This window comes from Streptomyces sp. NPDC053431, from assembly GCF_044544925.1.
GTDB lineage: Bacteria > Actinomycetota > Actinomycetes > Streptomycetales > Streptomycetaceae > Streptomyces.
The window spans coordinates 266017-278461 of record NZ_JBITXX010000010.1 but is presented as its reverse complement, the minus strand read 5'-3'; the positions used below and the strand labels follow the sequence as shown (position 1 = coordinate 278461).

Sequence of the window (12445 nt, the reverse complement as noted above, 5' to 3'; positions counted from 1 at the left end):
GCCACTGCCCGTGGCGAACACGTCAGCCCATGGATCGAGGCGGCCCCGGGGACCGCCTCGACGGGACGGCTGATCAAGCCAAGCTTCGTTCGGGCCGATCGGCGCGAACACCCCTAGCCGCCCCTGGGCAGCCCCGGAGCAGCCCCCTAGGACCTGTCGTCGCACTCCCGTCGTTACCCGGAGGGCAGGCGGGAGTTCGACGACAGGGCCTAGGCGGACGGCCCGTGCCCCGGCCTCGTAGGAGGTCGGGGCACGGGCCGTCGGGCAGGACCTACGACAGTCCGAGTTCGTTGTCGATGAACGCGAACATCTCGTCGTCGCTGGCCTCGTCGAGGCGGGCGGCGACTTCGGCGCCGGCGCCGCCGAGCGCGAGCAGAAGGGCCTGCAGTCGCTCGGCTATCTCACCCTTCTCGTCGTCGGGGACGGGCGTGCCGGTCACGGCCCGTTCCAGCCGCTCCAGTTCGGCGCGGACGAGCGCGCCGGCCGAAGCACCGGCGCCCGCCCCCGCCCCCACTCCGGCGTTGGTACCGGCTCCGGCACCTCCCTCGGCACCTGCTCCCGTGACCGGGAGTTCTCCGACGACGAAGCCGGCGAGCGCGTCCGCCGACGGGTAGTCGAAGATCAGCGTGGCGGGCAGCCGCAGACCCGTTGCGGCGGTCAGCCGGTTGCGGAGCTCGAGCGCGGTCAGGGAGTCGAAACCGAGGTCGAGGAACCCGCGGTCGGCGATCACCGCGTGGGGCCCGGCGAAGCCGAGCACGGCGGCCACGTGCGTCCGCACCAGGTCGAGGACGGCCTTGGTCCGGTCCTCGACGGGCAGCGCCGCCAGCCGCTGGAGGAGCGCCTCGGCCTCCGAGCGGGACAGCGCGGCCTGGGCCTGGCTCCGGCGGGCAGGCAGCCGCACCAGGTCCTTGAGGACGGCAGGGGTGCCGTGTTCCACGAGCCGGGCGCGGACGGCCGGAAGGTCGAAGCGCACCGGCACGAGGACGGCCTCGTCGCGGCCGAGAGCGGCGTCGAAGAGCGCGAGTCCGGTCTCCGACGGCATCGCCGTGACCCCCGAACGGTTCATCCGGGCCACGTCGGCCTCGCCGAGCCGCGCGGTGAGTTCGCTGCGCTGCTCCCAGAAGCCCCACGCGAGGGCGACGGCGGGCAGGCCGGCCGCCCGTCGTCGTGCGGCGAGCGCGTCGGTGAACGCGTTGGCCGCCGCGTAGTTCGCCTGTCCGGGGCTGCCGATCGTGCCGGCGGCGGAGGAGAAGAGCACGAACGCGGAGAGGTCCGCGTCCCGCGTCAGCTCGTCCAGGTGGACGACCGCGTCGACCTTGGGGCGCATCACCGTGTCGAGGCGTCCCGCGTCGAGCGCGGCGACGACTCCGTCGTCGGTGAGGCCCGCGGTGTGGACGACCGCGGTCAGCGGGTGTTCGGCCGGGATGCCGTCGAGCAGTCCCCGGACCGCCTCGCGGTCGGCGACGTCGCACGCCACGACCGTGACGTCGGCGCCGAGCCCGGCCAGCTCGTCGCGCAGCTCGGCGGCACCGTCGGCCGCCATGCCACGACGGCTGGTGACGAGGAGCCGGCGCACTCCGTGCCGGGTGACCAGGTGCCGGGCCAGGAGTGCGCCCAGCGTCCCGGTGCCGCCGGTGAGGAGTACGGTGCCGGACGCGTCGATGGGGGTTCGGGCGGCGTCTGCCGGCCCGACGGGCAGGCCCGCGGCACCGGCCGTGGCCGGGGCAGGGCCGGTGACGGAGACCGCGGCGGAAGCCGGGGCCGGGTCGGTGGCGGAGGCCGTGGCGGAGGCCGTGGCCGGGGCCGCGTGGAGGCGTCGGCCGAGGAGTCGGCCCTCGCGTACGGCCACTTCGGGCTCACCGGTGGTGAGCGCCGCCTGCACCGTCCGGCACGACGCCGGGTCCCGGTCCAGGTCGAGGAGGACGAAGCGTCCGGGGTTCTCCGCCTCCGCGGCCCGTACGAGCCCCCAGACCGCGGCGAGCCCGAGGTCGTCCGGCGCGCCACCGGGCTCGGTCGCGACCGCTCCGTCGGTGACGCACACCAGCCGGGCGTCGGCGAACGCCTCGTGCGCCAGCCACTCCTGGAGGAGCACGAGCGCCTGGCCGGTGGCGGCCCGCACGGCGGCGGGCAGGTCGACGACCACACCGGCAGCGGCGTCGGCCGTGACGCCGGCAGGCGCTTCGGTCGCTGCCGGAACGACGCTCCCGGTGAGCGGGGCGAGGACGACCTCGGGCGCGGGAGCGCCCGCGGCGACCGCCGCCGCGAGCCCGCCGAGATCCGGGTAGTGCACGGCGTCCACGCCGTCGGACTTGAGCGTCTGCTGGAGGCCGGGCGTGTCGGCACCGACGACCGCCCATCCACCGGACGTCGCCGGCGCGTCCGCCGCGCCCGTCGCCAGGGCGACCCAGTCGGTGCGGTAGAGGGTGTCCCCCGTCGTTCCCGCCGCCGTGGACAGCTGTTCGGCCGAGATCGCCCGCAGGACGAGCTCCTCGACGGTCGCCACCGGCGCTCCGGCCCCGTCGGCGACGCTGACGCGCACCCGGTCACCGCCCTGCTCCGGGGTCAGGCGCACCCGCAGGAACGTCGCGCCGGCCGCGTGCACCGACACTCCGTTCCAGGAGAACGGCAGCCGGACGCCCTGGGCGGAGTCCCCGCCCTCCGCCGTTCCGAGGGCGTGCAGCGCCGCGTCGAGCAGTGCGGGGTGGAGGGCAAAGCCGTTGACGGCGACCCCCTCGGGCAGCGCGACCTCGGCGTAGATCTCGTCGCCGGCCCGCCAGGCCGCCTTGAGCCCCTGGAAGACCGGCCCGTACTCGTACCCCTGCGCCACGAGCTCGTCGTAGCCGCCGCCGAGCTCGATCGACTCGGCCCCGGCGGGCGGCCAGGAGACCGGATCGGGCGCGAGCGCGGAGACGATCGGCTCGGCGGCCAGCACGCCGGTGGCGTGGGTGGTCCACGTGCCGAGGCCGTTCTCCTGGTCCGCCGGCCGGGAGTGGACGTCGACCGGCCGCCGCCCGTTCTCGTCGGCCGCACCGACGGTGACCTGCACCTGGACCGCCTCCGACGGCCCGAGGACCAGCGGTTCGAGCAGGGTCAGTTCGACGATCTCGGCGCAGTCGACCTCGTCGCCGGCCCGCACGGCCATCTCGACGAACGCCGTGCCCGGCAGCAGGACGGTGCCCATGACCGCGTGATCGGCGAGCCAGGGGTGCGTGCGGAGCGAGATCCGCCCGGTCAGCACCACCCGGTCGGACTCGGCCAGCGGCAGGGCGGCGGAGAGGAGCGGATGATCGGTGGCCCCGAGTCCGGCGGAGGTGACGTCTCCGGCGGCACCGGTGTTCTCCAGCCAGTAGCGGGAGTGCTGGAAGGCGTACGTCGGAAGGTCGACGATCCGCGCGTCGGCGGGGAACGTCTTGTCCCAGTCGACGGACGCACCGGCGGCATAGGCCTGGCCGAGGGAGGTCAGGAAGCGGTCCCAGCCGCCTTCGTTGCGGCGCAGCGTGCCTTGCACGGTCACCGGCTTGCCGGAGGCCTCGACGGTCTCCTGAAGACCGACGGTGAGCACGGGGTGCGGGCTGACCTCGACGAACAGACCGAAGTCCTGCTCGATCAGGGCGGCGGTCGCGTCGCCGAACTCGACCGTCCGGCGCAGGTTGCGATACCAGTAGCCCGCGTCCATGCCGGACGTGTCCAGCCAGTCGCCCGTCACCGTCGAGAAGAACGGCACCGAGGAGACCTGCGGGGTGATCGGGGCGAGCACGTCGAGGAGTTCGGCCTCCAGCTCCTCCACGTGAGCGGAGTGGGAGGCGTAGTCCACCGGGATCACCCGAGCACGGACACCGTCCGACTCACAGCCGGCGACGAGCTGCTGCAGCGCGTCAGCGTCCCCGGACACGACCACAGCCGTCGGACCGTTGACCGCCGCGATGGAGATCCGACCGTCGAAACCGGCGATCCGGTCGCGAACCGCCTCCGCCGTCAGGGCGAGGGACACCATGCCGCCCCGGCCAGACAGGGCCCGGATCGCCTGCGAACGCAGAGCCACCACACGAGCGGCGTCCTGCAGGGACAGAGCACCCGCCACACAGGCGGCAGCGATCTCACCCTGCGAGTGACCCACCACCGCCGCAGGCTCGACGCCCAGCGAACGCCACAGCTTCGCAAGCGACACCATCACCGCGAACAGCACCGGCTGAACGACATCGACGCGCTCCAGCCAGGCGCCGCTCTCATCGCGCAGGGTTTCGCGCAGGGACCAGTCGACGAACGGCGCCAGCGCCGCCTCGCACTCGTCCAGCGCCTCGGCGAACACAGCCGACGACTCCGCCAGCTCCACCGCCATCCCCAACCACTGCGACCCCTGACCAGGAAAGACGAAGACCGCGCCGCGGCCGGTCGATACCGAGGACGGGACGGCGGCGGCAGCCGACTCGGCCAACTGCATCAACTGGGCGCCAAGTTCGGCGTTCTCCTGACCGACGACAACCGCGCGATACGTGAACGAGGAGCGCGTACGGACCAGGGAAGCCGCCACGTCCACCGGACGCAGCCCCTCCCCCACACCCGCACCCACACCCGCACCCGCACCCGCACCCGCACCCGCCACGAACTCCGCGAGCCGAGCGGCCTGCGCCGCCAGCGCCGCCGGCGACCTGCCCGACACCACCCACGGCACCGTCACCGGACCGGAGTCCTCGACCACCTCCAGCCCAACGGCCGACTCCACCTCCGGCGCCTGCTCAAGCACCACATGCGCGTTCGTCCCGCTGATACCGAACGACGACACACCCGCCCGCCGCGCACGACCCGCCTCGGGCCACTCCCGCGACTCCGTCAGCAGCTCCACCGCACCCGCCGACCAGTCGACATGCGGCGTGGGGGCGTCGACGTGGAGGGTCTTCGGCAGCACGCCGTGGCGCAGGGCCTGGACCATCTTGATGACGCCGCCGACACCGGCGGCGGCCATCGAGTGCCCGATGTTCGACTTGAACGAGCCCAGCCACAGGGGTTGGTCCTCGGGGCGGCCCTGGCCGTACGTGGCCACCACCGCCTGGGCTTCGATCGGGTCACCCAGGGTCGTGCCGGTGCCGTGCGCCTCGACCACATCGACGTCCGCCGTCGACAGGCCCGCGTTCGCCAGGGCCGCGCGGATCACCCGCTGCTGGGCAGGGCCGTTCGGCGCCGTCAGGCCGTTCGACGCACCGTCCTGGTTGACCGCCGAGCCCCGCACCACCGCGAGGACCCGGTGACCGAGCCGACGGGCGTCCGACAGGCGCTCGACCACGAGCACGCCGACGCCCTCGGCCCAGCCTGTGCCGTCCGCGGCCGCCGCGAAGGCCTTGCAGCGGCCGTCCAGGGCCAGACCGCGCTGCCGCGAGAAGTCGGTGAAGGCGATGGGCGTGGCCATGATCGCGACACCGCCCGCGAGGGCCATCGAGCACTCGCCGCGCCGCAGTGCCTCGGCGGCCAGGTGCAGGGCGACGAGCGACGACGAGCAGGCCGTGTCGATGCTGATCGCCGGGCCTTCGAGGCCGAGGGAGTAGGCGATCCGGCCGGAGGCGACGCTGTTGAAGCCGCCGTTGCCGAGGAAGGGCTGTACGTCCTCGGGGACGGACGGGACGCTGGACGTGTAGTCGTTGGTGATCACGCCCATGAAGACACCGGTGGGCGTGCCGTGCAGGCCGGCGGGGTCGATGCCGGCCCGCTCGAAGGCCTCCCACGACACCTCCAGGAGCAGGCGCTGCTGCGGGTCCATCGCCACCGCCTCGCGCGGGCTGATGGCGAAGAACTCGGGGTCGAAGTTCCCGGCGTTCCGCAGGAATCCGCCTTCGCGGGCGTACGTGGTCCCCGGGCGGTCCGGGTCGGGGTCGTAGAGCCCCTCCACGTCCCAACCGCGGTCGTCGGGGAAGCCCGACATGGCGTCGACGCCGTCGTGGACCATCCGCCACAGGTCCTCGGGCGACAGCACGTCGCCCGGGTAGCGGCAGGCCATGCCGACGATGACGACAGGGTCGTCCTCGGTCCCGACGCCCCCGGCCGGGGAGACCGGCTGCGGGGCGGCGCCGGGTGCGGGGGCGTCGCCGACGAGCTCGCTCATGAGATGGCGGGCGAGTCCGGCCGGGTTGGGGTAGTCGAAGACCAGGGTGGCGGGCAGCCGCAGGTCGGTCGCGGTCGCGAGCCGGTTGCGGAGTTCGACGGCGGTCAGGGAGTCGAAGCCGATCTCCTTGAACGCCTGGTTCGGCTCGACGGCCTCGGCGTCCGAGAAGCCGAGCACGGCCGCGACGTGCGAGCGGACGGTGGCGAGCAGGAAGCGCTCGCGCTCCGCCGGCAGCAGGGCGGCGAGCCGGTCGGCGAGGGCGGTGCCGCCCGCCTTCGCGCCCGCGTCGACGGCCCGGCGTGCCGGTGTGCCGACCAGACCGCGCAGCAGCGGCGGCACGTCGCCGGCGGCCCGGAGGGCGGCCGTGTCGAGCTTGATCGGGGCCAGCAGCGCCCACTCCGAGACCAGTCCTTCGTCGAAGAGCCGCAGGCCAAGCTCCGAACTCAGGGGCACGATGCCGGCACGCTTCATGCGCTGCATGTCGACGTCGGAGAGGTGGGCGGTCATGCCGCTGCGCTGTTCCCAGAAGCCCCAGGCCAGCGACGTGGCCGGAAGACCCGCAGCACGCCGCGCCTCGGCGAGCGCGTCCAGGAACGTGTTCGCCGCAGCGTAGTTGCCCTGCCCCGACTCACCCAGCGTCGCCGCCGCCGACGAGAACAACACGAACGCCGCCAGATCCATACCCCGGGTCAACTCGTGCAGGTTCACCGCCGCGTCCACCTTCGGACGCAACACCCGCTCCAACCGCTCCGGAGTCAACGACCCCACCAGACCGTCGTCCAGCACACCCGCCGCATGCACCACAGCCGTCAACGGAGCATCCACCGCGATCCCCGCCAACACCCCCGCCAACGCCTCACGATCAGCGGCGTCACACGCCACCACCTCAGCCGACGCACCCCACTCCGCCAGCTCGGCCACCAGCTCCACCGCACCGGCCGCCGCCATCCCCCGCCGACTGGTCAGCACCAGACGCCGCACACCGTGCTCGGTCACCAGATGACGCGCCAGCAGCGCGCCCAAGGTGCCCGTACCACCCGTGACCAACACCGTGCCCGCAGGATCCAACGACACCGGCACCGTCAACACGATCTTGCCGACCTGCCGCGCCTGACTCATGAACCGGAACGCCTCCGGCCCCCGCCGCACGTCCCACGCCACCACCGGGATCGGTCGCAGCGCTCCGCGCTCGAAGAGGCCGAGGATCTCGGCGAGCATCTCGCGGGTCCGCTCGGCACCGGCCTCGACGAGGTCGAAGGCGCGGTAGCCGACTCCCGGGTACCGGGCGGCGATCTCCTCCGGGTCACGCTTGTCGGTCTTGCCCATCTCCAGGAAGTGCCCACCCCGCGGCAACAGCCGCAGCGACGCGTCCACGAACTCGCGCGCCAGCGAGTTGAGCACCACGTCCATGCCCTCGCCGCCGGTGACCTTCATGAACTTCTCCTCGAAGTCCAGATCACGCGAGTTCGCGATGTGATCGTCGTCCAGCCCCAGCGCCCGCAGCATGTCCCACTTCCCCGGACTCGCCGTCGCGAACACCTCCGCTCCGAAATGCCGCGCGAGCTGAACAGCCGCGATCCCCACGCCACCGGCACCCGCGTGGACGAGCACGCGGTTGCCGGCTCGGAGCCGGCCGAGGTCCCGAAGCCCGTAGAAGGCCGTGAGGGTCGCGATCGGGAGGGCGGCCGCCTCGGCGAAGGTCCAGCCGGTCGGCATCGGCGCCAGACAGTCCCGGTGGGTCACCGCGAGCGGGCCGTACGAGCCGGTGAACAGGCCCACCACACGGTCGCCCACCGCCAGGTCCGTCACACCGGGACCGACCTCGGCGACCACGCCCGCCGCCTCACCGCCCATGACCTCCTCGGTCGCCGCCATGCCGAGCAGCGAGACGAGGTCGCGGAAGTTGACGCCGGCGGCGCGCACGGCGACCCGGATCTCGCCCTCGGCGAGCGGCGCCACGGCCTCGGGGGCGGAAATCAGCTCCAGGTTCTCCAGGGATTCGCGCACGGTCGCGTCGAGCCGCCAGCTCGGCGCGTCCGCGGGGGGTACGAGCGAGCCGCCCGCCGCCGCCCGCACCAGGCGGCGTACGAGGACGGTCGTGCCGCGCAGCGCGAACTCGCGCTCGTCGCCCTGCGCCAGGACGACCGGCAGCGAACGTACGAGGGAGTCGGCCTCGTCGATGTCGACGAGGAGGAGACGGCCGGGGTTCTCCGCCTGTGCGGAGCGCACCAGACCCCACACCGGCGAGTGCACGAGGTCCGCGACCCGGTCACCGGAACCGGCCGCGACCGCGCCCCGGGTGACGAGGACGAGACGGGCGTCGGCGAAGCGGTCGTCGGCCAGCCACTGCTGGACGGTCGCCAGCGCGTCGGACGCGGCGCGGTGAACGGCGTCCGCGAGGTCGTCGCCGCGAAGGCCGGAGACGTCCGGGGCCGCGCAGAAGGGAGCGATCACGACCTCGGGCCGGTTCGCGTCCGGCTCCTCCGCGACGGCCAGGGCCAGCTCGTCCAGCGAGACGTACGAGGGCACGTCGGCGATCGCGAGCGGATCGGCCGCGCCGACGACCGCCCAGCGGCGGTCCGCCGTGGGCTCGGAGCCGGCCGCGCCCGGCAGCGTGGTCCACGCCGCCCGGAAGAGAGCGTCGGAACCGGTGGGCCGGGCGGTCAGCTGCGCGGCCGTGACGTCGCGGAAGACGAGCGACTCGACGGTCGCCACCGGCGCCCCGGCGCCGTCGGCCAGCCGCAGGGTGACGGTGTCGCGGGCCGACCGGGTCACCTGCACGCGGAGCCGCGACGCCCCGGAGGCCAACAGGGACACTCCGCTCCAGGAGAACGGCAGCTGCACCGCGTCCGAGCCGGCGTCCTTGAAGATGCCCGTGGCGTGGAGAGCGGCATCCATGAGGGCGGGGTGGAGCGCGAAACCGCTCGGGTCGGCGCCTTCGGGCAGGGCGACCTCGGCGAACACCTCCTCACCGCGCCGCCAGGCCGCCTTCAGCCCCTGGAAGACCGGCCCGTAACCGTAACCCTCCGCCTCCGCGGTCGCGTAGAACCCGGAGACGTCCACAGGCTCGGCACCCCGCGGCGGCCACACACCGAGATCGAACAGCGGCGCCTGCGCACCCAGCGCGAGCACACCGGTCGCGTGGCAGGTCCAGACACCACCCGAATCCCCTTCACCCACGCCCTCGCCGTCGCCGTCGACCCGCGAGTACACCGACAGCTCACGGCGTCCGTCGCCGTCGGCGGCTCCGACGACGACACGCAGCACGACGGCCCCCCGCTCGGGGACGACGAGGGCGGCGGCGAGCGTGAGGTCCTCCACGGTGTCGCAGCCGACCTCGTCACCGGCCCGCACGGCCATGTCGACGAACGCCGTACCGGGGAGGAGGACAGTGCCCATGACCGCGTGATCGGCGAGCCAGGGGTGCGTACGGAGCGAGATCCGCCCGGTCAGCACAACGCCGTCAGAGCCCGGCACGGCCACGGCCGCCGCCAGCAACTCGTGGTGGGTGGCTTCGAGTCCGGCGGAGGTGACGTCTCCGGCGGCACCGGTGTTCTCCAGCCAGTAGCGGGAGTGCTGGAAGGCGTACGTCGGGAGGTCGACGATCCGCGCGTCAGCGGGAAGCGTCTTGTCCCAGTCGACGGACGCGCCGGCCGCATAAGCCTGGCCGAGAGAGATCAGGAAGCGGTCCCAGCCGCCCTCGTTGCGGCGCAGCGTGCCCTGCACGGTCACCGGCTTGCCGGAGGCCTCGACGGTCTCCTGAAGACCGACGGTGAGCACGGGGTGCGGGCTGACCTCGACGAACAGGCCGTGACCTTGCTCGATCAGGGCGGCGGTCGCGTCGCCGAACTCGACCGTGCGGCGCAGGTTGCGATACCAGTACGCGGCATCCAGAGCCGTGGTGTCGAGCCAGTCGCCCGTCACCGTCGAGAAGAACGGCACCGAGGAGACCTGCGGGGTGATCGGGGCGAGCACGTCGAGGAGTTCCGTTTCCAGCTCCTCCACGTGGGCGGAGTGGGAGGCGTAGTCCACCGGGATCACCCGAGCCCGGACACCGTCCGACTCACAGCCGGCGACGAGCTGCTGCAGCGCGTCAGCGTCACCGGACACGACCACGGCCGTCGGACCGTTGACCGCCGCGATGGAGATCCGACCGTCGAAACCGGCGATCCGCTGCCGAACCGCCTCCGCCGTCAGGGCGAGGGACACCATGCCGCCCCGGCCCGACAGGGCCCGGATCGCCTGGGAGCGAAGGGTGACGACCCGAGCGGCGTCCTGCAGGGACAGAGCACCCGCCACACACGCGGCAGCGATCTCCCCCTGCGAGTGACCGACCACCGCCGCCGGCTCGACGCCCAGGGAGCGCCACAGCTTGGCAAGCGACACCATCACCGCGAACAGCACCGGCTGAACGACATCGACGCGCTCCAGCCAGGCGCCGCTCTCATCGCGCAGGGTCTCGCGCAGCGACCAGTCGACGAACGGCGCCAGCGCCGCCTCGCACTCGTCCAGCGCCTCGGCGAACACAGCCGACGACTCCGCCAGCTCCACCGCCATCCCCAACCACTGCGACCCCTGACCAGGAAACACGAACACCGCACCCGCACCGGTCGACAGCGACGACGATGCCGACGACACCGCTCCGACGTCCGCCAACTCCCGCAGTTTCAGGGCGAACTCGTCTACGTCCTGACCGACGACAACCGCGCGATACGTGAACGAGGAGCGCGTACGGACCAGGGAAGCCGCCACGTCCACCGGACGCAGCCCCTCCCCCGCACCCGCACCCGCACCCGCACCCGCACCCGCACCCGCACCCGCCACGAACTCCGCGAGCCGAGCCGCCTGCGCCGCCAGCGCCGCCGGCGACCTGCCCGACACCACCCACGGCACCGTCACCGGACCGGAATCCTCCACCGCCTCCTGCTCGACGGCCGACTCCACCTCCGGCGCCTGCTCAAGGACGATGTGCGCGTTCGTCCCGCTGATACCGAAGGACGACACACCGGCCCGCCGCGCACGACCCACCTCGGGCCACTCCCGCGACTCCGTCAACAGCTCCACGGCGCCCTCGGACCAGTCGACCTGGCCCGACGGCTCGTCGACATGCAGCGTCTTCGGCATGACACCGTGCCGCAGCGCCTGCACCATCTTGATGACGCCACCGACACCGGCGGCAGCCATCGAGTGCCCGATGTTCGACTTCAGCGAGCCCAGCCACAGCGGCTCGGCACCCTCGCCGTCCCGCCCCTGACCGTACGTCGCGAGCAGCGCCTGCGCCTCGATCGGATCACCGAGCGTGGTGCCGGTGCCGTGCGCCTCGACCAGGTCCACATCCGTCGCCGACAGGCTGGCGTTCGCCAGGGCCGCGCGGATCACCCGCTGCTGGGCCGGGCCGTTCGGTGCGGTCAGGCCGTTCGACGCACCGTCCTGGTTGACCGCCGAACCCCGCACCACCGCGAGGACCCGGTGACCGAGCCGACGGGCGTCCGACAGGCGCTCGACCACGAGCACGCCGACGCCCTCGGCCCAGCCGGTGCCGTCCGCGGCCGCCGCGAAGGCCTTGCAGCGGCCGTCCAGCGCCAGACCGCGCTGCCGCGAGAACTCCATGAAGCCGCCCGGGTGGGCCATCACGCTGACGCCGCCGGCGAGGGCCATGGAGCACTCGCCGCGCCGGAGCGACTGGACCGCGAGGTGCAGGGCGACGAGCGACGACGAGCAGGCCGTGTCGATGCTGATCGCCGGGCCTTCGAGGCCGAGCGTGTAGGCGATCCGGCCGGAGGCCACGCTACTGGCGCCGCCGTTGCCGAGGAAGGGCTCGAGGTCGTCGGGTACGGACTGCGGCTTGACGGTGTAGTCGTTGTTGATGATGCCGGTGAAGACGCCGACCTGGCTGCCGGCGAGGGTGGTCGTGTCGATGCCGGCGCGTTCGACGGCCTCCCAGGACACCTCCAGGAGCAGACGCTGCTGCGGGTCCATCGCCAGCGCCTCGCGCGGGCTGATACCGAAGAACGCCGGATCGAACTGCGCCGCGTCGTGCAGGAAACCACCCTCCCGCACGTACGTCGTCCCCGGACGGTCCGGGTCCGGATCGAAGATGCCGTCCACGTCCCAGCCACGGTCCTCCGGGAACGCCGACACACCGTCCGCACCCTCCACCACCATCCGCCACAGATCCTCCGGCGACCGCACGTCACCGGGATAGCGGCAGGCCATGCCGACGATCGCGATCGGCTCCGTGCCGGCGCCGATCAGCTGACGGTTCTGCTGCTTGAGCCGCTCCGTCTCCTTCAGTGAGGCGCGCAGGGCATCGACGAGTTGGTTGTTTGGCGTAGCCATCACATGCTCCAC

Annotated in this window: 1 protein-coding gene; it reads right to left on the bottom strand. The window is 73.1% G+C overall.

Features of this window, described 5'->3' with window-relative positions:
* Nucleotides 1-271: 271 nt before the first annotated feature.
* Complete coding sequence (locus ACIGXE_RS23815; RefSeq protein WP_399750543.1) at nt 272-12433, bottom strand: SDR family NAD(P)-dependent oxidoreductase; 12162 nt, start codon at nt 12431-12433, stop codon at nt 272-274.
* Nucleotides 12434-12445: the final 12 nt, after the last annotated feature.